28 protein-coding genes are annotated in these 26,735 nt (G+C 63.6%); 15 read left to right on the top strand and 13 right to left on the bottom strand.

Annotation, left to right across the window (positions count from 1 at the left end; translation table 11 throughout):
- Positions 1–430: 430 nt before the first annotated feature.
- The 4 genes from AX756_RS02780 (at position 431) to AX756_RS02795 (ending at position 5,309) form a co-directional block, all read left to right on the top strand.
- Positions 431–1,405, top strand: a complete 975-nt coding sequence (locus tag AX756_RS02780) for a substrate-binding domain-containing protein (RefSeq protein WP_068308429.1) — start codon at positions 431–433, stop codon at positions 1,403–1,405.
- A 101-nt stretch (positions 1,406–1,506) separates the two neighbouring features.
- Entirely contained in the window at positions 1,507–3,429 is a 1,923-nt protein-coding gene (locus AX756_RS02785; RefSeq protein WP_068308431.1) for a sugar ABC transporter ATP-binding protein, read from the top strand.
- Positions 3,430–3,439: 10 nt separating this feature from the next.
- Positions 3,440–4,390 carry an ABC transporter permease gene (locus tag AX756_RS02790; protein ID WP_068308433.1) on the top strand — a complete coding sequence of 317 codons (951 nt, stop codon included), beginning with the start codon at positions 3,440–3,442 and terminating at the stop codon, positions 4,388–4,390.
- A 13-nt stretch (positions 4,391–4,403) separates the two neighbouring features.
- Entirely contained in the window at positions 4,404–5,309 is a 906-nt protein-coding gene (locus tag AX756_RS02795) for an SMP-30/gluconolactonase/LRE family protein (RefSeq protein WP_068308435.1), read from the top strand.
- A 265-nt stretch (positions 5,310–5,574) separates the two neighbouring features.
- On the opposite strand, the gene AX756_RS02800 is transcribed toward AX756_RS02795, so the two are convergent.
- Positions 5,575–6,483, bottom strand: a complete 909-nt coding sequence (locus tag AX756_RS02800) for a LysR family transcriptional regulator (protein ID WP_068308437.1) — start codon at positions 6,481–6,483, stop codon at positions 5,575–5,577.
- 97 nt (positions 6,484–6,580) lie between these two features.
- Between AX756_RS02800 and AX756_RS02805 the strand changes: the two genes are divergently transcribed.
- A complete protein-coding gene (locus AX756_RS02805) occupies positions 6,581–7,495 on the top strand; it encodes an NAD-dependent epimerase/dehydratase family protein (protein ID WP_068308439.1) in 915 nt (304 codons plus the stop codon).
- A 17-nt stretch (positions 7,496–7,512) separates the two neighbouring features.
- On the opposite strand, the gene AX756_RS02810 is transcribed toward AX756_RS02805, so the two are convergent.
- Positions 7,513–8,115 carry a helix-turn-helix transcriptional regulator gene (locus AX756_RS02810; protein WP_068308441.1) on the bottom strand — a complete coding sequence of 201 codons (603 nt, stop codon included), beginning with the start codon at positions 8,113–8,115 and terminating at the stop codon, positions 7,513–7,515.
- 106 nt (positions 8,116–8,221) lie between these two features.
- Between AX756_RS02810 and AX756_RS02815 the strand changes: the two genes are divergently transcribed.
- The 9 genes from AX756_RS02815 to AX756_RS02850 all read left to right on the top strand — a co-directional run bounded on the left by AX756_RS02815 (position 8,222) and on the right by AX756_RS02850 (position 15,223).
- Positions 8,222–9,418, top strand: coding sequence for a substrate-binding domain-containing protein (locus AX756_RS02815; RefSeq protein WP_068308443.1), 1,197 nt, complete (start codon positions 8,222–8,224; stop codon positions 9,416–9,418).
- 61 nt (positions 9,419–9,479) lie between these two features.
- Entirely contained in the window at positions 9,480–10,244 is a 765-nt protein-coding gene (locus AX756_RS02820; RefSeq protein WP_068308445.1) for an ABC transporter ATP-binding protein, read from the top strand.
- Positions 10,241–10,945, top strand: a complete 705-nt coding sequence (locus tag AX756_RS02825) for an ABC transporter ATP-binding protein (protein WP_068308447.1) — start codon at positions 10,241–10,243, stop codon at positions 10,943–10,945. Before AX756_RS02820 ends, AX756_RS02825 begins: the two co-directional genes overlap by 4 nt.
- Before the next feature lie 7 nt (positions 10,946–10,952).
- The gene (locus AX756_RS02830) at positions 10,953–11,945 is read left to right on the top strand and encodes a branched-chain amino acid ABC transporter permease (RefSeq protein ID WP_068308452.1); all 993 of its coding nucleotides are present in this window, start codon (positions 10,953–10,955) and stop codon (positions 11,943–11,945) included.
- Positions 11,946–11,952: 7 nt separating this feature from the next.
- A complete protein-coding gene (locus AX756_RS02835) occupies positions 11,953–13,026 on the top strand; it encodes a branched-chain amino acid ABC transporter permease (RefSeq protein WP_068308454.1) in 1,074 nt (357 codons plus the stop codon).
- Positions 13,023–13,868 (top strand): alpha/beta fold hydrolase, encoded by an 846-nt coding sequence (locus tag AX756_RS02840; protein WP_068308456.1) that lies wholly within the window; start codon positions 13,023–13,025, stop codon positions 13,866–13,868. Before AX756_RS02835 ends, AX756_RS02840 begins: the two co-directional genes overlap by 4 nt.
- A 296-nt stretch (positions 13,869–14,164) precedes the next feature.
- Positions 14,165–14,731 (top strand): DUF1214 domain-containing protein, encoded by a 567-nt coding sequence (locus tag AX756_RS24960; RefSeq protein WP_082738899.1) that lies wholly within the window; start codon positions 14,165–14,167, stop codon positions 14,729–14,731.
- On the top strand, positions 14,703–14,888 hold the full coding sequence (locus AX756_RS02845) for a hypothetical protein (RefSeq protein ID WP_082738900.1): 186 nt from the start codon (positions 14,703–14,705) through the stop codon (positions 14,886–14,888). The genes AX756_RS24960 and AX756_RS02845 overlap by 29 nt, the downstream gene beginning before the upstream one ends.
- Before the next feature lie 65 nt (positions 14,889–14,953).
- The gene (locus tag AX756_RS02850) at positions 14,954–15,223 is read left to right on the top strand and encodes a hypothetical protein (protein WP_068308460.1); all 270 of its coding nucleotides are present in this window, start codon (positions 14,954–14,956) and stop codon (positions 15,221–15,223) included.
- A gap of 297 nt (positions 15,224–15,520) precedes the next feature.
- On the opposite strand, the gene nadC is transcribed toward AX756_RS02850, so the two are convergent.
- The 6 genes from nadC to AX756_RS25495 all read right to left on the bottom strand — a co-directional run bounded on the left by nadC (position 15,521) and on the right by AX756_RS25495 (position 20,660).
- A complete protein-coding gene (gene nadC / locus AX756_RS02855; protein WP_068308462.1) occupies positions 15,521–16,378 on the bottom strand; it encodes a carboxylating nicotinate-nucleotide diphosphorylase in 858 nt (285 codons plus the stop codon).
- Between the two features lies 1 nt (position 16,379).
- Entirely contained in the window at positions 16,380–17,921 is a 1,542-nt protein-coding gene (locus tag AX756_RS02860) for an L-aspartate oxidase (RefSeq protein ID WP_068308464.1), read from the bottom strand.
- Positions 17,921–18,889, bottom strand: coding sequence for a quinolinate synthase NadA (gene nadA, locus AX756_RS02865; RefSeq protein WP_068308469.1), 969 nt, complete (start codon positions 18,887–18,889; stop codon positions 17,921–17,923). Before nadA ends, AX756_RS02860 begins: the two co-directional genes overlap by 1 nt.
- A 65-nt stretch (positions 18,890–18,954) precedes the next feature.
- Positions 18,955–19,857, bottom strand: coding sequence for an NUDIX hydrolase (locus AX756_RS02870; RefSeq protein ID WP_068308474.1), 903 nt, complete (start codon positions 19,855–19,857; stop codon positions 18,955–18,957).
- Positions 19,858–19,967: 110 nt separating this feature from the next.
- Positions 19,968–20,246: a hypothetical protein gene (locus tag AX756_RS02875; protein ID WP_068308475.1), complete on the bottom strand. Its 279-nt coding sequence runs from the start codon at positions 20,244–20,246 to the stop codon at positions 19,968–19,970.
- Between the two features lie 189 nt (positions 20,247–20,435).
- Entirely contained in the window at positions 20,436–20,660 is a 225-nt protein-coding gene (locus AX756_RS25495; protein WP_156461370.1) for a hypothetical protein, read from the bottom strand.
- Between the two features lie 122 nt (positions 20,661–20,782).
- Between AX756_RS25495 and AX756_RS02880 the strand changes: the two genes are divergently transcribed.
- Entirely contained in the window at positions 20,783–22,162 is a 1,380-nt protein-coding gene (locus AX756_RS02880) for an aminotransferase family protein (protein WP_068308476.1), read from the top strand.
- Positions 22,163–22,208: 46 nt separating this feature from the next.
- Here the strand turns inward: AX756_RS02880 and AX756_RS02885 are convergent, their stop codons facing one another.
- The 5 genes from AX756_RS02885 to AX756_RS02905 form a co-directional block, all read right to left on the bottom strand.
- Complete coding sequence (locus AX756_RS02885) at positions 22,209–23,105, bottom strand: LysR family transcriptional regulator (RefSeq protein WP_068309034.1); 897 nt, start codon at positions 23,103–23,105, stop codon at positions 22,209–22,211.
- Between the two features lie 287 nt (positions 23,106–23,392).
- On the bottom strand, positions 23,393–24,079 hold the full coding sequence (locus AX756_RS02890; RefSeq protein WP_068308478.1) for an ABC transporter ATP-binding protein: 687 nt from the start codon (positions 24,077–24,079) through the stop codon (positions 23,393–23,395).
- The gene (locus tag AX756_RS02895; RefSeq protein ID WP_068308481.1) at positions 24,076–24,825 is read right to left on the bottom strand and encodes an ABC transporter ATP-binding protein; all 750 of its coding nucleotides are present in this window, start codon (positions 24,823–24,825) and stop codon (positions 24,076–24,078) included. Before AX756_RS02895 ends, AX756_RS02890 begins: the two co-directional genes overlap by 4 nt.
- Positions 24,818–25,801 (bottom strand): branched-chain amino acid ABC transporter permease, encoded by a 984-nt coding sequence (locus AX756_RS02900; protein ID WP_068308482.1) that lies wholly within the window; start codon positions 25,799–25,801, stop codon positions 24,818–24,820. Before AX756_RS02900 ends, AX756_RS02895 begins: the two co-directional genes overlap by 8 nt.
- Positions 25,798–26,718, bottom strand: coding sequence for a branched-chain amino acid ABC transporter permease (locus AX756_RS02905; protein WP_068308483.1), 921 nt, complete (start codon positions 26,716–26,718; stop codon positions 25,798–25,800). Before AX756_RS02905 ends, AX756_RS02900 begins: the two co-directional genes overlap by 4 nt.
- Positions 26,719–26,735: the final 17 nt, after the last annotated feature.

Below are 26,735 nucleotides of genomic sequence, written 5' to 3' on the forward strand. Positions count from 1 at the left end.
GAAGGCTCTGGACAGCTCTGCAATGCTGTAAAGCACGAACCCCGCACCAAATTTGCGGGCCCCCGCAAACGATGTGCGGCTGGTGGTGTTTCGCTTTTCCCCGTCCTCGTGCAGTCTTGCAGGTGCACGCAGGGCCGGCCGGCGCAACCTGGGAGGAGACGATGGCCATCACGCTCAAGGCGGCGCCCGCTGCCGCTGAATCCAGGCGGAACGCAGGCTGTCTTGCCGCTCCAGTTTCCTGCGATGCGACCTTGCCCGGCTGGGCTGTGACTCTCCCGGCATGGGTCCACACCTCTCCATCCTTGAATGGCGCGAACCGGCGCTCAGCCGAATTCTGTCTGAAGCCGGCACGTACTGCGCGCGCGAAGAGTCCGAGAGGCAAGCTTTGGAAAGGACGAATCGTTCGTCCTTGTACTTGGGAGGTAACCACATGAACAAACGTGGTTTTCTTGCGGCGTCCGTGGCGCTCGCAGGGTCGATGCTGTTTGGCGTATCTTTTGCGTCCGCAGCGGAGCAGAAATTCGTCTATATCACGCCGTCGCTGAACGTGTCCTTCTGGCGCTATGTCGCCTCGGGCGCGGAAGCCGCCGCGAAGGACGCAGGCTACACGCTGGAGACGCTTGACTCGAACAACGATGCCAAGACCCAGCTCCAGAACGCCCAGGACGCCATCACGCAGGGCGCCGTTGGGATCGTCATTTCCCCAACCGACAGTTCGACCGCGCCGAGCGTTCTGAAACTGGCGGCGGAAGCTGGTATCCCGGTCGTTATCGCCGATATCGGCACCACGGGCGGGGAGTATGTCGCATTTGTCGGCTCGGACAATTACGGCGGTGCCAACGGGATCGGCATGGCCACGGCCGAAGTCCTGAAAGAAAAGGGCTGGACCGACGGTTCCTACGGCATCATCGGCATCCCGCAGGCTCGTATCAACGGCCAGCTGCGCACCAACGGTTTCCGTGACGCGATGAAGTCCATCGGCATGGAAAAAGAAGTGCCGATGCAGCAGATGCAGACTTTCACCCCGGATGAATCCTTCCGCTTCGCGCAGGACATGATCACCGCAAACCGCGACCTGCGAGCGATCTTCGTGCAGTCCGACGCCCAGGCCGTCGGTGCGCAAAAGGCCGTCAAGGCCGCGCGCAAGACCGGCGACATGGTCGTCGCCGCCTTTGACGGTACGCCGGAACTGGTCGATCTGATCAAGAAGGGCGACATCATCGGCGCAGGCATGCAGCAGCCCTACCTGATGGGCTTCACCGCCACCGAAACGCTCGCCAAGCATATCGCCGGCGAAGAGGTCGAGAAGGAAATCGCACTTCCGATCCTGATCGGCACCAGCGCGAATATCGAAGGGATGCTCGACGAGATCAATCTCAACGTCTTCGCGGGCGAGCTGGACTGACCCTCCCAAAGACAACCGGCCGGCGCCCGTTTGCGCCGGTCGTCCCAATCGTCTCCGGCCGGCGCCGCGATGCGCCCGAGGCCGGCAATCAAGGAAACAAGGTGTCAGCCGCACAGGAAATTCTGCTCGCCGCCACCGGCGTCAGCAAGGCATTCGGCAGCTTCTACGCCCTGAAAGGTGTCGATTTCGAGCTGGTCGCGGGCGAGATTCACGCGCTGTTCGGCGCGAACGGGGCCGGAAAATCGACCCTCGCCAAGGTCATCTGCGGGCATCACGCGCCAACCGCAGGCACGCTTCAGGCCTTCGGCAAACCCGTCAGCTTTCACCGCCCGCGCGATGCGATGGATGCCGGGATCGGGATCGTCACCCAGGAGACCAGCCTCGCGGGCGACTTGTCGGTCTGGGAGAATATCGTGCTTCCGGTCTATGGAAGCCGCTCCAAACCGTCACGTTCGCAGCTCCGCAAGACTGCGGCGGAGGCAATCGAACGGCTCGGCTTCGCGGGCGAGATCGACATCGAGAAGAGCTGCGAGGAACTTTCGGCAGCCCACCGGCAACTGGTCGAGATTGCGCGCATCGTGGCGCTCGGCAGCCGTATCATCATTCTCGACGAGCCCACCGCCGCGCTCAGCCCCGGAGAAAGCGCGCGCCTTTTCAAGGTGATGGACGCGCTGCGCAAGGAAGGACGGGGGTTGATCTTCGTCTCGCACCGTCTCGAAGAGATCTTTGCTATGACCGACCGGATCACCATCCTGCGCGATGGCGCCTCGGTGAAGAGCAACCTGACCACCGCCGATCTCACCCAACCTGAACTCATCCACCTGATGGTCGGGCGCGCCGTCGAAACCCTGACCGCCGAGAAGGTCCCCGACACGTCTAACGCGCCGATCCTGCTGAGCCTGAAGGAGATGCGCTCCGCCCCCGAAGTCCGCTCGGTGAGCCTCGATGTTCATGCCGGCGAGATCGTCGGGTTGGGCGGGCTTGTCGGTTCGGGACGTTCGGAGCTGGCCGAGGCGCTTCTGGGGCTCCGACCGCTGCAATCGGGTTCGATCGAACTGCTGGGCAACCCGTACCGGCCGAGCAACCCGCGCAATGCACTGATCGCTGGGCTGGGCTTTCTGCCCGAGGACCGGCGCCGTCAGAGCGTCGTGCCGGATTTCTCCGTGCGCGAGAACATCCTGCTCAGCCATCTGAGCCAGCTCTCCGGCCACCGGCTGCGCTATGGTACGCGCAATGCCCGCATCAACGAGTTGGCCGACATGATCGGGCTCGACCGCGCGCGGCTCGATGACAGCTCGCTGCTGAATTTTTCCGGCGGCATGCAGCAGAAGGCGCTGGTCATGCGGGTGCTTCTTCTGGAGCCACGGGTGTTGGTACTCGACGAACCGACCAAGGGGGTCGATATCGGCGCGCGGGCGACGATCTATGCCTTCCTGCGGCATCTGGCATCCGAGGGGATCGCGATCCTGCTGATCTCGTCGGATTTCGAGGAACTGCTCGCGCTCTCACACCGGATCGTACCGATCAGCGATGGGCGCTCCATTGGCACCGTGTCGGCCGGCGAAATCAACGAGGAGCAATTGACGCTGATCTGTGCCCCGCGCAGCTCGCTCGAGCACCAGAACACCCTGCTCTCCAGCCTCGCCCAACAGTTCGGCCTGCAGGCAGGCTGGGTGATGGTGGCCGGCAGCCAGGTTCTCTGCCTCACCCGGCAAGGCTCGACAGAAGGCCTGTCACTGCCGGACCCGGGCATCGTCGCTCCGACAAAGGACACCGCCATCGCCAATTCCCTGGATCAGGACAGCGGCCATGTCTGTGACGAGATAGATGGCCATCAATCGCTCCTGATGGTGATCGAAAACCAGCGTGGCATCGGCATGGGATCCATCGCTGTCCTGTCCGGCAAGAACCGCCCGCTCGACCAGCACGCCATTCGGGAGGCCACCGCACATTCGCTGTCGGTCTTCGAGGAAGGCCAGTTGCGGCTGCGTGCCGTCGGACCCGAAACAGCCTGCGAGCAGTGAGAACAAAGACATGAAACATACGCTCACCCGCCTTACCAACAACCTCGAAGTCCGAATGGCCGGGCTCGCGCTGCTCATCGCGGTCGCGCTCTCCATCGCCTCGCCGTATTTCCTGACCCCGAGCAACCTCTACAACCTGATGGACCAGTCCGTCGTTGTCGGCATCGTCGCCATCGGCATGACTTTCGTCATCCTGACCGGCGGTATCGATCTTTCGGTCGGCTCGGTCATGGGGCTGACGGGCATCCTGCTCGGCCTGGCGCTGCGCGAATTTCCAATTCCCGTTGCCATCGTACTGGCCATCGCCTCCGGCGCCTTCATCGGCTCCATCTCCGGTACGCTGGTTTCGATCTTCGGGCTGGCCCCCTTTGTCGTCACGCTCGGCGCGATGGCCATCTGCCGAAGCCTTGCTTATGTCGTCTCCGGCCAGCGCACGATCTCGGACGTGCCCGAGCCTCTCTCGCGGCTGGTCTATGACAGCTTCCTTGGGCTGCAGATGAACGTGATCATCCTGATCGTGCTCTATGTACTGGCCTGGTTCTACCTGTCGCGGGTGAAAGGGGGACGGACCATCTATGCCGTCGGCTCCAACAAGGAAGCCGCCCGCATCTCCGGGCTGAACGTGAAGTTCTACACGATCCTGCCCTATATCGTCTCCGGCGCGCTCTGTGCCGTGGCCGTCACGCTGATCGCGGCCCAGATCGGCTCCATCGACCCTCTGGCGGGCAACGGAATGGAGCTTGATGCGATTGCCGCGGTCGTTATCGGCGGCGCGAGCCTCTTCGGCGGGCGCGGATCCATCATCGGCACGCTGTTCGGCGTTCTGATCATGGTGATGGTCCGCAACGGGATGAACCTGCTCGGTGTCTCCCCGTTCTGGCAGGGCACCGCCATCGGCACCATCATCATCGCCGCCGTGCTGGTCGAGAGCCTGCTCTCCGGCCGGTCCCGGCGCAAGTAAGGGAGGAAGCCCCATGTTCCTGCAACACCTGGAAATCATCGACCCCGCCTTCAAACAGCTACTCCTTATGAACACACACCTGGAGAAGCTCTGGGAGGGAGGCCGCTGGCTGGAAGGCCCGGCCTGGTTCGGCGGCGGGCGGTATCTCGTCTTCTCCGACATCCCGAACTGCCGGATGATGCGCTACGACGATACCGACGGGTCGGTTTCGGAATTCCGCAAGCCCTCCAACAATTCCAACGGCAACACGATGGACCGCGAGGGACGGCTCATTACCTGCGAGCACCTGGGCCGCCGGGTGGTGCGCACCGAGCATGATGGCAGCCTCACGGTGCTGGCCGATAACTACCAAGGCAAGCGGCTGAACTCTCCCAATGACGTGATCGTGGATTCAAGGGGCGTGATCTGGTTCACCGATCCCTCCTACGGCATCGACTGGGAATACGAGGGCCATGTCTGCGAGCACGAGGTAGGCTCCAACAACCTCTACCGGCTGGACCCGGCCGACGGTGTCCTGCAGGCAATCGCCACCGATTTCGTCCAACCCAACGGGCTGGCCTTCTCGCCCGACGAAACGATCCTCTATGTCGCCGATACCGGCGCGACCCATGTCGAGGATGGCCCGAAACACATCCGCCGCTTCAGGGTCGACGGTGCGTCGCTGAAGGGGGGCGAAGTATTGTCCGAATGCCCCGTGGGGCTCTATGACGGGTTCCGGATCGACACTCATGGCAATATCTGGACCAGCACAGGCGAAGGCGTCCATTGCCTGACCGCGGAGGGCGAATTGATTGGCAAGATCAAGCTTCCGGCGGTCGTATCCAATGTCTGCTTCGGCGGGCCAAAGCGGAACCGGCTGTTCATCTGCGCGACGACGAGCCTCTACGCAACCTTCCTCAACGTCTCAGGCGCGGTGTAGATTCAGCGATATGTGCCGGGTGCGTGGCGTACATGCTCCCGGCATGGCTCAAGGGGCAGCATAATTTCAACATAGCGGGAGACTCGCAGCGCAGCCGAAAGTATGAATTATGGCATGCAATAAATTGATTTAAATATGTTTCTTGCACAGTGATTTTCGTGACGGAGCGGAGTGAGCTGCACAAAGCCAATATATTCGCGATCTTCCCTGTTCGGCCGCCTTTATTGGGTACGACGGGAGCGAAATTGCTGCGTCAGGTACCGGGTCACCTTTGCTCGCTACCGTCTGCAATTGCCAACAGGTCCGCTTCGAGCACCGCCCAGACCCGGCGGATTGCCGGCCGGTGGCGGATCACGTCGGGCACCGTCAACCAGATGGGCAAACGCGGCAACTCGAACCCGAGCGGCACCTCTTCCAGGTCCGGATCGGCGCGCGCGATACTGGCTTGACCGAAGCCAAGGCCGCAACCGGCTCGGACAAGCTCCCAATAGGTCGCCTGGTTGTCGCAACGGGTCGTGAAAAACTCCCGATCGACATTGAACCCGGCTTGGCGAAAACCCTGAACGAGCTGTTCCTCGCGATCATAGCCGACGAAATCGTATCGAAGCAGATCGTCCCCCCTCTCGGGGCGGCCGGCCCGGTCAAGATAGTCCTTCGCACCGAACAGACCGAGCTCTACTTCGCCGATAAACCGGGTAACCACATCCAATTGCCTGGGGCGGAACATACGGACCGCGATATCGGCCTCCCGAAACAGGAGGTTTTCTGTGGTGTCAGATGCAACCAGTTCGAGCGATATTTCGGGGGCCAGCCTGCGCAGACGGGCGAAGACCGGCGGCATGACATGGTGGGCGATGAAGACCGAGGTCGTGACCCGCACCGTTCCGCCCGCTGTCTCCGATCGCCCGGCCGCTGTGAGTTCAAGCTTGTTGGCGGCCTCTCGCATCGCACGCGCCGGCTCAAGCAGGGCCATGGCCGCCTCCGTTGGCTCCATGCCTGAGGCAAGCCGTGTGAACAACTCGACGCCAAAGCATTCCTCGATAGCGCCGATTTGCCGTCCAACGGTCGGTTGGGTCACGCCCAGGCGCCGGGCGGCTGCAGACAACGACCCCAGTTCGGCAACTGCCAGCAACACTTCAATATGAGACCATTCAAGCCTGGACAAAACCGCCATCCATAAATTTATGCATACCCAATCCCCAAAAATTCGCAATGTTGAAAATTTTTTGAATGTCTAAATCTCATCCCGAATAGTGGCAAGGAGAACAAGGATGCCCAAGACCGTACTCATTCTCGGAGCAACCGGCCGGTTTGGCCGCAACGCGGTGGATGCTTTTGTTGGCGCGGGCTGGACCGTGCGCAAGTTCGACCGGAGAACCCAGGACCTGAAGGCTGAAGCCGCAGATGTTGACGTGATCGTCAATTCCTGGAACCCGCCCTATGACCAATGGGCCCGGACAGTCCCCGCGCTGACCCGGTCGGTCATAGAGGCCGCACGGATCAACGATGCCACGGTCATCATCCCGGGAAATGTCTATGTCTTTGGAGACGATGCCCCCGAGTGTTTCGACGAAACAACCCCGCATGCGGCGACCAATCCGCTTGGGCGCATCCGGGTGGAGATGGAAGCGGCCTACCGGGCTTCCGGCGTTCAGACGATCATCCTGCGTTGCGGGGATTTTCTCGACACGACAGCCAGCGGCAACTGGTTTGACCGGGTGATGATCGCCAAACTGGACCGGAACAGATTTGTCTATCCCGGTGATCCCGACAGGCCTCACGCATGGGCGTTCCTGCCGGACGCCACAAGGGCAACGGTGATGCTGGCCGAAATGCGGGACGCATTGGGGCCCTTCGAGGATGTTCCGTTTCCGGGCTATACGCTGACCGGGCGCGAACTCGCCGGTATGGTTACACTGGCGCGCGGGGAGCCCGTGGCGGTGAAGGGCCTGAATTGGCTGCCGCGTCGCCTTCTGGCACCCTTCTGGAAGATGGGGCGGCATCTGGTCGAAATGCGATATCTCTGGTCGAAGCCGCATTTTCTGGATGGCAGCCGTTTCGACAGGCTCCTGCCGGGCTTTCGGATGACTCCGGCACAGAGTGCGGTTGTCCAGGCGCTTGGAGACAGCCGACTCCCGGCGCCACCTTTGGATCATCGCCAGCAACTGGCGCCACTGGCGCGGTGATTGCTTGCGGGGGCCGCTTATCCCGGCCCCTTGCGAACGACGTGCTCTGCGTCCATGCCCCCCAGCGCCTGGAACAATGCGCTGGAATTCGCCACGCCGAATTTCTTGAGGAGTTTCGCCCGGTAGACCTCCACTGTCCGGTAGGAAATGTCGAGCTTGAGCGCGATTTCCTTGCTTGTGAGCCCGTCGGCCAAAAAGGAGACGATCTCCCGCTCCCGTCGAGTCAGGTCGCGATAGGGCCGGATTTCCGACAGGTCGGCAAAGCTCCAGACCGCGCGTTGCAAGGGACGCTCGGGCGTGAAGGAATGCCCTCGAACCCGGCACCAGAACAGGTCACCATCCTTGCGGGCCATGATCCGTTCGTCCCAGTAGGTATTGGTCTCGCGCAGTTGCTTTACGCCCCTGTCCCGGACATTGGCGAATTCCTCGTCTGTCGGGTAAAGAATTGAAAAGACACGATCCTTCAGTTCGTCACGGTCATAGCCGAACATCCTGGCAAAGGCGTGGTTGCAGTCGCGGATCACCCGGTTCTCGGTCACGACCAGACCGACCGGCGCATAGGCGAAGGCCAGTTCCTCGAAGCAGCCATCTCGATAGCACTCGTCGATACGTGTTTCCACGATATTGCGCGCTCCAAACCCGTCTGAGACCCTTAAGGTGGAACGCTAATCCAAGGGGAGGGCCCGGCGCAATGCGCGGGGCGTCATTGGCAACAGGGAGATACAGATGACGTTACGAGCAATTCTGGCCGGCGCCGCGGCGCTTGGCATGTCAATGGCTGGCGCGGCATTTGCCGAAGAGCCGGTCAAGATCGCGCTGGTCCACGGCATTTCCGGCCACAGTTTCGAGGTGTTCTCGAAGCAGGCGCAGACGGGTTTCGAGCTGGGCATCGAGTACGCTACCGACGGGACGGGCATGGTCAAGGGCCACCCGATCGAGATCATCCACAAGGACACCCAGTTCAAGCCAGACGTGGCGCGCGCGGTGCTGGCCGAGGCCTATGGCGATGACGACGTGTTGCTGGCCGTGGGTGCGACCTCCTCCGGCGTGACCAAGGGGCTGCTGCCCATCGCCGAGGAATACGAGAAGATCCTGATCGTGGAACCCGCGGTGGCCGACAGCCTGACCGGGCCGGACGGCAACCGCTATATCTTCAAGACCTCTCGCAATTCATCGATGGACATGCAGGCGCAGGCCATCGCGCTGAAGCCCGACGAGAATCTCTACGTGGCGACACTGGCCGAGGATTACGCCTTCGGCCGTGACGGCATCACCGCCTTCAAGGCCGCGCTGGACGGGACGGGCGCCAATTTGGTGACCGAGGAATACATCCCGCAGGGCACGTCCGATTTCACCGCGCCCGCCGAGCGGATGTTCAACGCGCTGAAGGACAAGGAAGGCCGCAAGGTGATCCTGATCTATATCGCTGGCGGCGGCGATCCGATGGGCAAGATCAAGGCGATGCAGCCCGAGCGCTTCGATATCGAGATCTCGACCGGCGGTCACATCCTTCCCGTTCTGCCCACCTACAAGCAGGTGCCGGGCATGGAAGGGGCGATCTACTACTATTACGAGAGCCCGCAGAACGAGGTGAATGACTGGCTGGTCTCCACCCATCAGGAGCGTTTCGACAGCCCGCCGGATTTCTTCACCGCCGGCGGCATGGCCGCAGCACTCGCGGTGGTCAAGGCGCTGGAAACGGCCGAGGAATGGGAGACCGAGGCGCTGATCGAAGCGATGGAAGGGATGAGCTGGGAGACGCCCAAGGGCACCATGACCTTCCGTCCGGAGGATCACCAGGCGCTGCAATCCATGTACCACTTCAAGATCCGCGTGGATGACGGCGTGGACTGGGCGATCCCGGAGCTGGTGCGCGAGATCAAGCCCGAGGAAATGAATATCCCGCTCGGCCGGACCGAGTGATCTCGATCGCTTGACTGCCCGGCCCGATCGAGGGCCGGGCGAGATGCAACAGGTACACCCAATGTCTCATCCATCCCTCGTGACCCAGGATCTCACGATCCGTTTCGGCGGCCATGTCGCCGTGAACGCGGTGTCCTGCGAATTCCGCCCCGGCGAACTGACGGTGATTGTCGGGCCGAACGGGGCCGGCAAGACGACCTATTTCAACCTGATCTCCGGGCAGCTCGGCCCAAGCGCGGGACGCGTCCTCAAGGACGGGATCGACATCACGCGGATGCCGCCCTCGGCCCGGGCGCATCACGGGATCGGCCGTGCCTTTCAACTGACCAACCTGTTTCCGCAGCTCCCGGTTCTGGAGAATATCCGGCTGGCCGTTCAGGCGCGTTCTGGCAAGGCATGGAACATGTTCCAACCCGTAGCGAAGCTGACTGAACTGACGGCGCGGGCCGAACGCTACCTGGAGGCGACCCGGCTGGAGGATGTCGCCCATCTGCACGCCGCCGCGCTCTCCCATGGCGATCAGCGCAAGCTGGAAGTGGCGCTGCTGATGGCGATGGAGCCCGATATCTACATGTTCGACGAGCCGACGGCGGGCATGTCGCTGGACCACGCGCCCGACGTGCTGGAACTCATCGCCGAACTGAAGCACGACCACACCAAGACGATCCTGCTGGTGGAGCACAAGATGGACGTGGTGCGCGCGCTCGCCGACCGGATCATCGTGCTCCACAATGGCGAGTTGCTGGCCGACGGGCCGCCCGAGGAGGTGATGTCGAGCCGGATCGTGCGCGATGTCTATCTCGGCAAGTCGACGGAGGCCGCATGAGCCTGCTTACGCTCAACGCCATGCAGACGCGGATCGGCCAATATGCCGTGCTCCACGATGTCACACTGGAAGTGCCGGAGGGCGGTGTCTTTGTCCTGCTGGGGCGCAATGGCGCCGGGAAGACCACCACCCTGCGCTCGGTCATGGGGCTTTGGAAGCCCTCTCCCGGATCGGTTTCCTTTCGCGGAACGGACCTGACGGGGATGCACACCGCCGATATCGCCAGGCTCGGCATCGCCTTTGTGCCGGAAGACATGGGAATTTTCGGCGGTCTTACGGTCGAGGAGAACCTCGTGCTCGCCACCGCGAACGGCAGCTTCGACACGGACTCTCTGGCCCGCATTTGGCGGCTCTTCCCGGCGCTGGAGCAATTCTGGACCAAGGCGGCCTGGTCGCTGTCGGGCGGGCAGAAACAGATGCTGTCGGTCGCCCGCGCGATCATCGAGCCGCGCGAGTTGATCCTGATCGATGAGCCTACCAAGGGGCTGGCGCCCTCGATCATCGACGCCATGGCAGAGGCGTTCCGCGAGATCTCGGTCCATACGACGCTCCTGCTGGTGGAACAGAATTTCGAATTCGCGCGCGCGCTCGGGCACCAGATGGCGGTGATTGAGGATGGGCGGATCGCGCATACCGGCTCCATGGCCGATTTCGCTGCCAACAAGGACCTGCAGGCAAGCTTGCTGAGCCTGTCTGCGTGAGGGGAATATGGACAGATTTCTGACGACAATCGATCGTATCGGCGGGGTGAACCTGCTGCCGTTGGCGGTGGCTCTCGTGGCCTTCTTCCTGATCGGCGTTCCCTCCTCCTGGGTCACGCTGACGGTTGCGGGACTTGCCATGGGGATGATGATCTTCCTGATGGCCTCCGGGCTCTCGCTCGTCTTCGGCCTGATGGATGTGCTGAATTTCGGCCATTCCGCCTTTGTCAGCTTCGGCGCCTTCGTCGCGGCCTCGGTTCTGGGCTGGCTCGCGGGCTGGCTCGGTGCGGAGAGTGTCGTGCTCAACATCGCCGCGATCTTCCTGGCCTTCCTGGCCGCCATCGTCTTCGGCCTCGCTGCGGGATGGTTCTTCGAGGCCGTCATCATCAAGCCGGTCTATCACGACCACCTGCGCCAGATCCTGATCACCGTGGGAGCGCTGATCGTGGCGGAGCAGATGATCCTCGCCGTGTGGGGCGGCACGCCGATCAACGTGCCGCGCCCCAATTTCCTCACAGGCGCAGTCCTGCTCGGGGATGTGGCGATAGAGAAATACCGTGTCTTCGCCTTCCTGCTCGGCCTTGTCGTCTATCTGGCGCTGAAATTCACCTTGAGCCGCACCCGGATCGGGTTGCTGATCCGCGCCGGCGTGGAGAACCGCGAGATGGTCGAGGCGCTCGGTTTCCGGATCGACCGGCTCTTCGTCGCCGTCTTCATGCTGGGCTCGGCGCTCGCAGCACTCGGCGGCGCGATGTGGGCTGGCTACGAGACGCTGATCACGCCCGCGCTCGGGGCAGAGATGATGATCGTGGTCTTCATCGTGGTCATCATCGGCGGACTCGGCTCCATCGAGGGCACGCTTCTGGGCGCGATCATGGTTGGGCTGGTGGCGAATTACGTGGGCTTTCTGGCACCGAAACTGGCGCTCGCGTCGAACATGATCCTGATGATGGCGATCCTGCTTTGGCGGCCCAACGGGCTGCGGCCGGCGGTGAAGTGAGGCTCAGATGACCCAAGAAACCGACCGGGGCGCAGATTTCGTGAAACTCGTGGTCCTGCTGATCGCGGCGCTCCTGCTCTTTGCCCCCTTCCTGTTCCAGGACATCCGCTCGCTCGAAGTCGCGGCGAGGATCTGTGTCTTCATCGTTCTGGTGGCAAGCTATGACCTGCTGATCGGCTATACCGGCATCGTCAGCTTCGCCCACACCATGTTCTTCGGCTTCGGCGCCTATGGCGCGGCAATCGCGCTCCGGCAGATGGGGCCAGGATGGGACGCGGTGCTGCTGGGCACGCTGGCCGGAGCGCTCGTCTCGCTGGTCATGGCCATCGCCATCGGCCTGCTCTCGCTCCGGGTGAAGGCGATCTTTTTCGCCATGATCACGTTGGCAGCGGCAAGCGTCGCGATGGTGCTGGCCAGCCAGCTGTCGCAATTCACCGGCGGCGAGGACGGCATCACCTACAAGACGCCGGACCTGTTCAAGACGGCTACGAAGCTCGTGGTGACCGAGGATGGCAAGGTCGCGCGGCTCTTCGGGGTCAAGCTCAACGGCAAGCTTGCGGCCTATTACTTCGTCTTCGCCTCCAGCCTCGTCCTGTTCGTCTTCATGATCCGGCTCGTCGGCTCGCCCATCGGCACCATCCTGAAGGCCATCCGCGAAAACGAGGCCCGCGCCGAGGCGATTGGATACCGTGTGGTGGCCTACCGGACCTTCGTGTTCTGCGTCTCGGCGGTGATCGCGTCATTGGCAGGATCCGTCTATGCGATCTGGCTGAAATATACCGGCCCCGACACCGCGCTGAGTTTCTCCATCATGATCGACATCCTGCTGATGGTCGTGATCGGCGGCATGGGCACGATGTATGGCGCGGTGATCGGCGCCGTGCTGATGGTTCTGGCGCAGTATTACCTGCGCGACCTGATGGGAACCGCCGCCGAGGCGCTCGCGAATGTGCCGCTCCTGCCCTTCATCCTGAACCCCGACATGTGGCTCTTCTGGCTCGGCGTAATCTTCATCCTGCTGGTCTATTTCTTCCCGAAGGGGATCGCAGGTAGCCTTGCTCGAAAGGAGACCGAGGCATGACATCCCCCCGGTTTTCCTTTGTGCCGATCCTCGATCACGAGATCCACGTCACCCTCTGGGGCGATCCGTCCGATCCGCCGCTTGTCATGTGGCACGGCCTCGCGCGCACAGGGCGGGATTTCGACGAGCTGGCCGCTGCCCTTTCGGACGCGTTCTTCGTGATCTGTCCCGACACGATCGGGCGCGGGCTATCGAGCTGGTCCGAGAACCCGGAGGCGGAATACTCGGTCGAGTATTACTCCGGCATCGCCGCCGATCTCCTCGATCACTTCGAGATCGAGAAGGCAGGATGGATAGGTACCTCCCTAGGCGGGCTGATCGGGATGCGGATGGCCTCCGGCCCGCTTGCCGAACGGCTTTCCTTCCTGATCGTCAACGATATCGGCCCGGAGGTTCCGCAGGCGGCAATCGACCGGATCCTCGCCTATGCCGACAAACAACCGGAATTCGCCACGCTGCGCGAAGCAGAAACGTGGTTCCGCGGGGTCTACCAGCCCTTCGGCCCAGCCAGCGACAGGTTCTGGACCCGCATGGCGCGCACCTCGCTACGCCGGCGCGGCGATGGCGTATTTACGACCCACTACGACCCCCGCATTACCGTCCAGTTCCGGGCTTCGCCCGACGAACTGACCACGTGGGACAGGTTTCAGCGCATCACGCTCCCGGTTCACGTCATTCGCGGCGAGACATCCGACCTGCTGCCCGCTTCAATGGCGGAACGCATGAAAACCGAAGGACCGCGCCCGGAAATTACCGTTATCCCTTTCTGCGGGCACGCGCCGTCGCTTTCGCGAGCGGAAGACACACGCATGGTCCGGGAGATGATCGGAAGCATGGTCTGACCGTCTCGTCGAAGGAGATCTCCGCGCACCGGCCGCTCGGCGCTTCGCCTGCCGGAGGCCAGGCGGCCCTGCTCCCTTGGCGCACCCTGACCTTTCGCCCGCGCTGAGTTCCGACACCTCGCCCGGGTTTGCATTGGGGATCTCCGCCCAATCGGGCCGCCAAACCGCCCAGAGGAAGTGGCGAGCCACGTGGCCGATCACCAACAGCGCGCCTTCGTCGAGATGTTGGTGTCCGATGACGAGATGATTGTCCGTTTCCCGGACCACGATTTCGGATCCGGGATGGATAAGCGACAATGCTCGGCGCCCGCGATCGAGCGCCGTTGCAATGTCGATTGGAGACAGGCATCTGGACGCACGGCTGCGGCAGCCTGCCGGAGAAGGAGGCCTTCTATATCGGCATCGAGCCGCAGCTTCGGGTTGGGGAATACAAGATCGACGTTCCCGCCAAGGTGCCGGTCGAGGCCTTCTGGTCGGTGAGCCTCCACAATGCCGATGGTGTATTCGAGCCGAACGCGATCTGGTCCTACAACATCAATTCAATCACCGGCAAACGCAACAACGACGGCAGCATGACGGTGCATCTGGGCGGCTGCGACGACGGCCGCGTGAATTGCCTGCCGAGCATGGACCGCTGGAACTACACCGTGCGGCTGTACCGACCGATGCCGGAGGTCCTTGACGGTCCAGGACCTTCCCCGCTGCGCAGCCGGCCAGTTGACAGGAAAGGACACGTGGATGAGAGCCCTTCTGATACTCGCGCTTTTCGTTCCAAGCCGCGCTTTTGCCGAGGAAATCACGCTCGACACGCTGGTTCGGGCGGAGAACGACAACATGTTCGGTGTGTACGTTGCCGCCAATGACATTGATGTGGGCGAGTTCGTTGACTGCCGCGAACCGATTGCGGCAACTGACATCCCGCCGGTCATCCGCGCCAATCAGAACACGCTCTACGGCGCTGCCGTTCTTGATCTTTCCGAACCGGTGGAGATCACGAATCCCCAGATCGGGGGCCGCTAGCAGTCGATGCTGGTGATCAGCCAGGATCACTACATGCAATCGGCGGAACGCCCGGAACCTACCCGTTGACCGAACAGAGCGTCGGCACGCGTTTCGCCATGGCTCTGTTCCGCACCTTCGTCGATGCCAGCAATCCCGAGAACTTTGCGGCCATCCACGCAGCGCAGGATGCAATCAAGGTAAGTGGCGGCGGAGACGGTCTGTTCGAAGCACTGGACTGGAACCTCGACAGCCTGGCCGTTACCCGCAAGGCGCTGAACGACCTGGCGGCCATGCCGCGCGCGGAGATCCTCGACGGACGCTGGAGTTTTCCAGCGATGGACCCGACGGAGTGACCTGAAGGGAAGGTTGCCTGAGCCACTGCGGCTGCGGGTTTGAACGAGAAACAAAGCCAGTCTCGCCGCCGTGCCAGGCGGTCCGCCGCGGCGGTGGCCGCAGGTGGCCGGGGCATTTACGCAGGCCCGCCGTTCCCTTCGGACAGAATGACTTGCGCCGGAAAATCATCCAGCAACATGGAGATAGACGCCGGGAGGACTGTGTTTGGGCCGACCCGGGTCACGGGCCGTTTGACAGCCAGCGGGGGCGGAACTCATTTGGGAGTTCACCCACAGAGCAATTTTCTACCGACGAGCCTATTGCGCGGAAACGAAGTCCAGCCCGATATCGAGCGTCGCCGCGCTATGGGTAATCCAGCCAAGCGAAATCAGCTGAACTCCGGAGGCCGCGACAGCCGCGGCGGTCTTGGGCGTGATGCCCCCCGAGGCCTCGGTGATCGCGCGGCCACCCACCATGTCCACCGCCCGACGCAGCGTTGCCGGATCCATGTTGTCGAGCAGCACGGCGTCGGCGCCAATCTCCAGAACCTCGGCGAGTTGCTCCAGCGTATCGACCTCGATCTCGACCTTGACCATGTGGCCCACGGCGGCGCGGGCGCTGGTCAGGGCCGGGGCGATGCCGCCGGCAATGGCGATGTGATTGTCCTTGATGAGCATGGCATCGGCCAGCGAGTAGCGGTGGTTCATGCCGCCGCCCGCGCGCACCGCGTATTTCTCCAACGCCCGCAGGCCCGGCGTGGTCTTGCGGGTGCAGACGATGGACGCCTGGGTGCCTGCGACCGCCCGCACCAGTTCGGCGGTGACGGTGGCGACACCCGAAAGATGACCCAGAAAATTGAGCGCGGTGCGTTCGGCCGTCAGCAGGCTCCGTGACAGGCCTTCGAAACTGGCGATGCGGGTGCCGGGTGTCACCGGGTCGCCATCCGCCACGTGGCGGGTCACCGCGATGGAGGGATCGACGAGCGCGCAGGCCATTTCGGCGCAATCGAGCCCCGCGATCACGCCGGGTTTGCGTGCGACGGCCGTGACGACCGAGCGATGCCCGGCGGGGATCACCGCGTCCGAGGTGATATCCCCGGCAAGGCCGAGATCCTCTTCCAGGGCGCGGCGCAGTGCGGGTTCGATGATGGTACGGGGCAAGGGAGCGATCGTCATGTCATGCACTTCGCAATAGGGGGTGGGCACCGAGCGCCTGCGCGGCGGCCCTGACATCGTCAAGGCGCATCCTGCGGCAGGTTTGCCCGGGCATGGGTTCGGGAAAGTCGGTTCGGAAATGGGCGCCACGGGATTCCCGGCGCAATTCCGCGAAAACCGCGACGCTGAGCGCCACGATTGCCGGATCAGAGCCGGGGCCGTTGCCCTCGGCAATGGGCAGCAGCGTGCGAATGGCTTCGCGCAGCCCGTTTTCCTCGCGTATCACGCCGAGCGTTCTGGAGACCACCGGACGGAGCGGGGCCGGATCGGCCTGCGGCAACAGGTAGGGCACATGGGAAACCGGCCAGACGCGCGCAGCGGTCTGCCCGGCCAGATCCTGCGCCGCGCGGCGGGCCATCACCACGGCCTCTAGCAGCGAGTTGCTGGCCAGACGATTGGCGCCATGCAGGCCGGTGGCCGCGCATTCGCCAACTGCCCAGAGACCGCCGAGGCTGCTGCGCCCACGCGCGTCCGTGGCGATCCCGCCCATATGATAATGCGCCGCCGGCCGGACCGGGATCGGCACGCACGCGGGGTCGATCCCGGCCTCGCGGCAGAGTTCGTCGATCCCCGGGAATCGTTTCGCGAACCCGTCGCCAAGCGCCTGACGCGCATCGAGGAACACCCGCCCATTGCGGGCGATTTCGGCGTGGATGGCACGGGCCACCACGTCGCGCGGGGCAAGCTCGGCGCCGGGTATGTCGGCCATGAAGCGCCGCCCCTGCGCGTCCACCAGAATAGCCCCCTCGCCGCGAACGGCTTCGCTGACCAGCGCCAGCGGGGTGCGCGGCACGTCGAGCGCGGTCGGGTGGAACTGCACGAATTCCATGTCGGCAAGCGCGGCCCCAGCGCGGGCGGCCATCATCACCCCCTGCCCGAAATTTCCCGAAGGGTTGGTCGTGGTGTTAAAAAGCCCGCCAAGGCCACCGGTCGCCATGATCACCCGGCTCGTGGGCAGAACTTCCACGCGATCTGACCGTTGCAGGAGCACACCGGCCACAGCACCGTCCCGAACGAGAAGTCGTCGCGCCTCGACACCCGTCAGTCGTTCGATGGAGGGACAATGGCGCACGGCGGCGACCAGCGCCTGCGTGATCGCGGCCCCGGAAACATCGCCCCCCGCATGCAGCACCCGCCACCGAGAATGCGCCGCCTCGCGGCCAAAGGCATAACTTCCATCCGCCTGACGGTCGAAACGGACACCATGCCCTTCGAGTTCCGCAATCGCCTCCCCGGCTTCCTTCAGAATACCGGCCGCGATGGCCGCGTCGCACAGCCCCGCGCCCGCTTCCAACGTGTCGGCAAGATGCAGATCGGCACTGTCGTCCGGACCGAGGCTCGCGGCAATGCCGCCCTGCGCCCAGTTGCTGGAGCTTTCCTCTCCCAAGTCGGCCCGGGAGATCAGCACCACCGGTTGCGGCGCAAGGGTCAGTGCGGCCATGAGCCCGGCAATGCCACCACCTATAATGGCGACGCGCCCCTCCAGCCCGTGCGGAGTCGACATCAGATCGCGAGCATCCGCTCGACCGAGCGGCGTGCGTCTTCGGCAATCGCCGGGTCCACCGTGACCTCGTGCAGACCGTTTTCCAGAGCCTCGCGGATATTGCGCAAATCGATCCGCTTCATATGCGGGCAGAGGTTGCAGGGGCGCACGAATTCCACCTCCGGGTGGTTGACGGCGACATTGTCGCTCATCGAGCATTCGGTCAGCAGGCACACGCGCGCCGGCTTCCGTTCGCCCACGAAATCGGACATCACCGCCGTGGAGCCGGAGAAATCGGCCTCGGCCACCACTTCGGGCGGGCATTCGGGATGGGCCAGGATCGTGACCCCGGGCCAGGCCTCGCGCATCGAGCGCACGTCTTCGCGGGTGAACAGTTCGTGCACTTCGCAGCGCCCGCGCCAGGCGATGATCTCCACGTCGGTCTCGCGCGCCACGTTCAGGGCGAGGTACTCGTCGGGGATCATCAGCACCTTCGGCACGCCGAGCGATTCCACCACCTTCACGGCATTTCCGGAGGTGCAGCAGATGTCAGACGCCGCTTTCACGGCTGCGGAGGTGTTCACATAGGTGATGACGGGCACGCCCGGATGGGCCTCGCGCAGCAGCTCGATATCTTCGGGCGTGATCGATTCAGCCAGCGAGCAGCCGGCCTTCGTATCCGGGATCAGCACGGTTTTTTCCGGATTGAGCAGCTTGGCCGTCTCGGCCATGAAATGCACACCGGCCAGCACGATCACATCGGCATCGACCTTGGCCGCTTCACGGGCAAGCGCGAGGCTGTCGCCCACGATATCGGCAACGCCATGGAAAATTTCCGGCGTCTGGTAGTTATGCGCGAGAATCACGGCGTTCTTCTCGCGTTTCAACGCGAGAATTGCCTCGATGTCATCCTCGAACAGCATCCAGTCCGGCGCGGGGATGATCTGGCGTACCCGGTCATAAAGATCCGGCAGGCGAAAGTCCTTCATGGCGTCCTTCTTGTACTCGGTTTGAGTATATATCCACGCCGACATATTCTCTAAACGAGTTTATGTCAACCGCGGGACACCGGAAGACGCGCGCCCGACAAGGATTGTGCTTCCAGGATCGCCGGCCTGTATCGGAACAGCTTGGCCGGGCGACCGCCGGTGCCGCTCGACATCTCGCCGGTTTCCTCGATCAGGTCCTGCTGATCGACCTGTCGGCGGAAATTCGGCTTGTGCAGGCGCAGCCCGGACAGGGCCTCGACGGTGCGTTGTAGCTCCAGCAAGGTGAAGCTCTCGGGCATCAGTTCGAACACCACCGGGTGATACTTGATCTTGGCCCGCAGCCGCGTGATGCCGGTGGCCAGAATGCGCCGGTGATCGCCCACCATCGGTTGGCCGAACACGGCACGGCTTTCCTGGCCGGCACCATCGGCAAGACCGGCTTCGTACATCATTTCATAGCGTTGCAGCACGAGATCCTCGTTCCAGGCCTTACCGTTCAGACCAAAGAGATACTCGGCGCGCTGCTGGCGGAGCGGATCGTCCTTGGCCCATTGCTGCAGGCGTGCGGCGATGGCATCGAGCATTTCGGGGTGGCGGTCGCGGTGATCCTCCCACGGAAAATACCGGTACCAGTCGTGCCAGGCCGGCCGGCCATCCCCGGCCGCGTCCTGTTCCCGCACCAACCCCAGATAGCCGATCGAGATGTGCCGCGCGCCGTTCATCTCCTCCGGGTTTTGCGGATCCCGGTCGCGGTCGGCGAAGGTATAGAGCTGTTCGAGATAGCCCACCGGGTGGCCGGTCTGGCTCTCGATCCAGGCGCGCAGCCCGCTTTGAAGGCTGCGATGCTTCGATTCGAAGGGCCCGTAAGGCAGCGCTTCGCCGCCGCGCAGGGTCATCACGCGGGGTTCGTTCGCCGTTACGGCGACCAGCACGGCGATCAGTTCGGCATGTGCGAATCCGGAGGGCAAGGGGGCTCCTGTTTTGAACGTCGCCTTCGGATAACACGAATGCCACGCGAGACAAGGTGTCAGCGCGCCTGCCGCAAGGGGATGCGGAACCTGCGCGCGTACCAATGCGCTCAGGAACGCGTGGCCTCCGCTGCATGGAGCGCACGAGCGAGCGGCATGGTGACATTGCTCGGCCACTGATCGCTGGCGGTGGTGAAGACAACATCGACACCCGGAGGCAGCGCCTCCGGCGGCAGGCCCTGGCCATCCACATCGACCGGGACAAGATCGCAGCGCGTCTTCAGAACAATATCGCGCAGCCCCGGGTAACACGGGTTTTCCATCGCCGCCTTGCGGTCGGGAGACAGCAGGATCTGGGCCGCCGTCCAGAGCGCATTTTGCGCCCCCATCGTCAGCAGGACCTGCTCGGGTCGGGCGACGATACCTCGTCGCGGCAGGATCTTGCGCAGGATGAACTCGACCAGAACGGGATCGTCGCGTTCGTAGCAATCGGTCGTGAGCGACTCGATATCGGTCCGCCCAAGCGCCTGCAGCGCACATTGGCGCCAGTTGCCGTGGTCGAACAGTTTCGGATCGCATTACCAGTAGATGAAAGGAAAGCGATAGGAGCGCCAATCGGGCGGCCGGTAGACCGCCAGCGGGGCACTGGAGTTGTTGGCGATCGCCTGGGACCAGTCCGGACCCTCCGCGCTGTCCTGCACCGGAAGCTCGGAATTCGGCAATCGTGGTGCGCTCGCGGAAACGAAATAGAGCGCCCCTGCGCGGGCAGCGCGTCTCGCTGTCGCCCCCACATCTGGCACCATTGAGTATCCAAGCCTGGCCCTATGCGCCGGCGGTAATCCGTGCAGTCTTTTCGTCAATGTCGCGGCGCGCAAACGCCGTGCGCCCCCCCTGTCCCGCACTCTCCACTTCCGAGGATCCCTCAATGAATCTTTCGATCCCCGCCAACGACCTGTCCGTTGCCATCGAGGCCGACCGCGCGCATGTCTGGCACCATCTGACCCAGCACAAGTCCCTGGAAACGAACGATCCCAAGATCATCGTCGAAGGCAAGGGCATGCGGATCTGGGATGCGGCCGGGCGCGAGTTTCTCGACGCGGTGTCGGGCGGGGTCTGGACCGTCAATGTCGGCTATGGCCGCGAGAGCATCGCCGACGCGGTGCGCGACCAGCTGGTAAAGATGAACTATTTCTCGCAGGCGGCAGGCTCGATCCCGGGCGCGATGTTCTCCGAAAGGCTGATCTCGAAGATGCCGGGGCTGAGCCGGGTCTATTACGTCAACTCCGGCACCGAGGCCAACGAGAAGGCCTTCAAGATGGTCCGCCAGATCGCCCACAAGCGCTATGGTGGCAAGAAGCACAAGATCCTGTTCCGCGAACGCGACTATCACGGCTCCTCGATCACCGCCGTCTCGGCCGGTGGGCAGCCGGAGCGCAACGCTCAGTACGGCCCCTTCACCCCCGGCTTCGTCGAGGTGCCCCATTGCTGCGAGTACCGCGCCCAGTGGGACGTGGAAAACTACGGCGAGCGCGCGGCCGACGCCATCGAGGAGGTGATCCTGCGTGAAGGCCCTGACACCGTGGGCGCGCTCTGCCTTGAGCCGGTGACCGCGGGCGGCGGGGTTATCACCCCGCCCGAGGGTTACTGGCAACGAGTTCAGGAGATTTGCCGCAAATACGACATCCTGCTGCATATCGACGAGGTCGTCTGCGGCGTCGGCCGGACAGGCACCTGGTTCGGCTACCAGCACTACGGGATCGAGCCCGATTTCGTGACCATGGCCAAGGGCGTGGCCTCTGGCTATGCGGCCATCGCCTGCATGGTGACGAATGAAAAGGTCTTCGAGATGTTCAAGGACGACGTCGAGGACCCGATGAACTATTTCCGTGACATCTCGACCTTTGGAGGCTGCACCGCCGGGCCGGCGGCGGCGCTGGAGAACATGCGCATCATCGAGGATGAGGGCCTGCTGGAAAACACAACGGCGATGGGCGAGCGGCTCATGGGCAACCTGCTCGCGCTGATGGAGCGGCACGCAGTGATCGGGGATGTGCGCGGTAAGGGGCTGTTCTGCGGCGCCGAACTGGTGGCCGACCGCGCGACCAAGGAGCCAGTGGCCGAAAAGCGCGTTCAGGCCGTCGTCGCTGAATGTGCGGCCCAGGGCGTGATCATCGGGGCGACGAACCGCTCCATTCCGGGCCTCAACAACACGCTGTGCCTGTCGCCGGCCCTGATCGCCACGCCCGACGATATCGACCGGATCACCGACTCGATCGATGTCGCGCTCGGACGGGTCTTCGGCTGAACGGGGCGGGCCCTGCCCTCCGGCAGGGTCCACCATCCGGCACGCCCTAGAATATGCCTGCGGATCGGATGTCTTCCAAGGCGAAGTCAATCAGCGCGCGCACCTTGCGAGGAAGGGTGCGGCCTTCGAGATAGACCGCGCTGATCGTTCCGCCTTCGCCTTTGAAGCTCTCCAACAGTTCGACGAGGGCGCCCGACGCGAGGGCATCGCAAACGGCGAAGCGCGGGGCATTGGCGATCCCCAAGCCGTCGATGGCCAGCCCGGCGGCGGCGCGGGCCGAGTTGACGTGGAACTTTCCCTGCACGTTCACCGCAACCTCGTCCCCGTCGCGCCGGAATACCCATCGTCGCGGGGACCGTCGGTTCGTGTCCACGATACAGCCGTGCCGGGGCAGCTCCTCGGGCGAAAGCGGTGCACCGTGACGCGCAACATAGTCGGGGCTCGCCACGACCGCGCTCTGGAAAGTGCCGAGCTTGCGGGTCTTCAGCGAGAGCATGTCGGTGCTGCCCATGCGGAACGCCAGGTCGATGCCGTCGGTTGCCAGATCGACATAGCGATCGCTCAACCGAAGATCGAGCGTCAGGTCCGGATTGAGCCGCCCAAAACGGCCCAGCATGGCGCCCACATAGTATTCGCCAAAGGTGACCGGGGCGGAGATCCGGATAGTGCCGGAAAACCCCTGCGAGCCTTCGGAAACCTCGGCCAGAAGGTCGTCGAGGTCGTCGAGCAAAGCGGGCGCGCGCGCCAGAAGGTCCTCGCCCGCCGGCGTCAGGCCGACCCGGCGGGTCGTGCGCTGCAATAGCCGCACGCCCAGCCGCGACTCCAGCTCGGCGACGTATTTCGATGTCAGCCGGTTGGATACGCCAAGCTGGTCCGCCGCGGCCGTGAACGACCCGCTCTGCGCGGTTGCGACGAAGGCCTTGAGTTCATCGACGATATCCATGGCAAACCTATTGGGAACGCATTGAAGATATTCACCGATTACATTCCCGATTTTGGAGAACACTCTCAAGCCCTGTTTTCGCGTCCCGACGATCGAGCCCGCCTGAGGAGAAATTGAGAGGCGTATTGCCGGGAAATCGATGGAGAACTTGCCGTTGGTGCAAAAGGCCGAGGGGCAAGGAAGCTGCGTCCGCCAGATCTCGCGGTCTCGCGGTCTCGCAAATGAATCACGCCAGATGACAGCGCCAGCCCGAACGTCGACTGCGGCTTCAAGGCCGAGGTCGGGCGCTAGACGCTCAGATGCCGTTCCGAATGCGCGAGCGACAGCTCCGGCATGGTTCCGGTCCAGACGGTTCGGCCACGCTCGATGATCGTCGCCCGATCGCAGACCTTCCGCAGTTCCTGCAGCGATTTGTCGATCACGAGGATCGACAGGCCAGCGCCGGATTTCAGCTCGTCGATGGCTGCCCAGATCTCCTGTCGCACCACGGGCGCAAGACCTTCGGTCGCCTCATCGAGCACCAGCAGGCGCGGATTGGTCATCAGCGCCCGGCCGATGGCCAGCATCTGTTGCTCGCCGCCCGAGAGCGAGGAGGCACGCTGGCCCTGCCGCTCCTTCAGGCGTGGGAACAGCCCGGTTACCCGGTCGATATCCCACGGCCCCTTGCGCGCCGACACAATCAGGTTTTCCAAAACGGTCAGATCCGCAAAACAGCGCCTGCCCTCGGGCACCAGCCCGATACCAAGCCGGGCGGCCTGATCGCTGGTCAGGCGGGTCAGATCCTGGCCGGCAAAGCGCAACGTACCGCTGGCCGGGATCATGCGACAGATCGCCTTCACCGTCGTTGTCTTGCCCATGCCGTTGCGCCCCATCAGGGCAACGCACTCGCCCTCGCCAATTTCGAGATCGATGGAGAACAATGCCTGGCTGGCACCATAGCTCGCCGCAACGTTTGACAGGGAGAGCAGGCTCATGATTCTTCTCCCAGATAGGCCCGGCGAACTTCCGGATCTCTGCGGATCTCGGCGGTGCTGCCAGTGGCGATGACGCGGCCGTAATTCAGCACCGTGATCCGGTCGGCCAGCGCAAAGACAACATCCATGTCATGTTCCACCAGCAGGATCGGCGCTTCCTGCCGCAGCTCATCGAGCAACCCGGTCAGCTCTCGCGTCCCCTCTGCCCCCAGCCCTGCCATCGGTTCGTCCATGACGAAGGCTTTCGGCGCGAGGGTCAGGGCCACCGCCACCTCCAGCCGCCGGCGCTGGCCGTGGCTGATCTCCCCCGTTCGCAGCGCCGCGAGATCGGACAGGCCGACCCTTTCGAGCGCCTGTTCCGCCTTTTCCCGAGCTGTCATGTCTTTCATTGCGGGACGCAGGAAACGCCAGACGTTGCCTGCCGCGCCCATGGCGCCGAGCACGGCGTTTTGGAAAACGCTGTCCTCCATCGCCAACGCGGAAATCTGGAAGGTGCGTGCAAGCCCCGCGCGTGCCCGCGTCCGGGTGCTCTGCTCGGTCACGTCACGGCCCAGGAAACGCACGCGCCCCGCGTCTGGCGTGATCGCCCCGCAGATCTGCCCCACAAGCGTCGACTTGCCCGCGCCGTTGGGCCCGATCAGCGCGTGGACTTCGCCGGGGCGGAGGTCGATAGAGACGGTTTCATTCGCCACAAGCGCGCCAAAGCGCCGGGTCAGCTCATGGGTGGACAGGATGGGCTCAGTCATGGTTGCGGGCCTCCCCCGCGACGATCCCCACCAACCCGCCACGGCCGAACAGAACCACCAGCAGGAGCAGCGCGCCGAGGAAAGCCAGCCAGTAGTCGCTGATGCCGCCAAGCAGGTATTCGAGCAGTACGAAGAGCATTGCGCCGGCCACCGGGCCGAACAGACGCCCCGTCCCACCGAGGATGATGAACACCATCAGTTCGCCGGACATTTGCCAACTGAACATGGTCGGCGAGACAAAACGGTTGAGGTCGGCAAAAAGCGCGCCCGCGAGCCCAGTCACCGCGCCGGATATCACCAGGGCAACCAGCTTGAGCCGCACCGGGTCCAGCCCGATGGCCTCAACGCGGTGCGGGACCTGCCGTGCCGCGTTGAGGGCAAGCCCGAAAGGCGCGCGGGCGAGCCGGGCATTGAACCAGAGCACCGCGCACAGGATCGCGAAGCAGATCGCGTAGAACTGGATCGGCACCAGCGTGTTCAGCCCCGGAAAGGAATTGCGGACATAGATGGACAGCCCATCCTCGCCGCCATAGGCCGGCCAGCTGATGGCGAAGAAATAGAACATCTGCCCGAAGGCCAGTGTGATCATGATGAAATAGACGCCCGTCGTGCGCAGTGAGAGCAACCCGATCACGAAGGCGGCCAGCGCGCCACCACAGATGGCGACGAGCCAGATGATCGGCATCAGCTTGGTGCCCTCGATCACGAAAGGCCACTCGAAAAGCGGCGTGTAACTCTGGGCATGGAAGGCAAGAATGCCCATCGCGTAACCACCAATGCCGAAAAAGGCAGCGTGGCCGAGGCTCACCAATCCGCCGATGCCAAGGGCGATATTCAGGCCCACCGCCGCGAGGGCCAGGATGACCGCACGGGTTGCGAGCGTGATGAGGAAGGGCTCATCCGCCACCAGCGCTCCGAGCGGGACCGCGATCAGTAGGGCGAAGAGGACCGCGTTCACGATGGTTTCCCGGCTCATGCGCGCGCTCCGAACAGGCCGGTAGGCCGCCAGACGAGCACGCCCGCCATGAGAACATAAATCGCCATCGACGCCAGCGAGGAGCCGACAGCGGTCGCGGCGGCGGGCTCCATGAAGAGCTTGAAGGCTTCGGGCAGGAAGATGCCGCCGAGCGTATCGGTCAGCCCCACCAGCAGGCTTCCGACAAGCGCGCCGCGGATCGAGCCGATCCCGCCGATGACGATGACGACAAAGGCGAGGATAAGGATCGGTTCCCCCATCCCGATCTGCACCGACTGGATGGCGCCCACAAGCGCGCCGGCCAACCCCGCCAACGCCGCGCCAAGCGCGAAGACCAGCGTATAAAGGCGGGAGATATTGACCCCGAGGGCTGCAATCATCTCCCGGTCGTTCTCACCCGCCCGGATCTGGATGCCAACGCGGGTCCGGGAGATGAAAAGCGCCAGCCCCGCAGCGATAGCGAGGCCTGTGACGATAAGCACAAGCCTGTAGCGAGGGTATTCGATGCCGCCCGGAAGCGTGATCGGCCCCGACAGGGCGGGCGGAATGTCGAGAAACAGCGGGAAAGATCCAAAGATCCAGCGTGTCCCTTCCGAGAAGATCAGGATCAGGGCGAAGGTCGCAAGGACCTGATCCAGGTGGTCGCGCGCGTAGAGGCGCCGAACCACGGTATATTCCACCAGCGCACCGACCATGGCCGCCGCCGCCATGGCGCCCGCCAATGCGAGCACGAAGCTTCCGGTAGCAGCAGCAACCGCCGCCGCAGCAAAGGCGCCGATCATGTAAAGCGAGCCATGCGCAAGGTTGATCAGGCCCATCACGCCGAAGACCAGCGTGAGCCCGGCGGCCATGAGAAACAGCATGATCCCGAACTGCAGGCCGTTCAGGATCTGCTCCACGAGGAGGAGAGTTGTCATCTGGGATTGTCAGCGCC

Source organism: Aliiruegeria sabulilitoris (genome assembly GCF_001558155.1).
Lineage (GTDB): Bacteria > Pseudomonadota > Alphaproteobacteria > Rhodobacterales > Rhodobacteraceae > Tropicimonas > Tropicimonas sabulilitoris.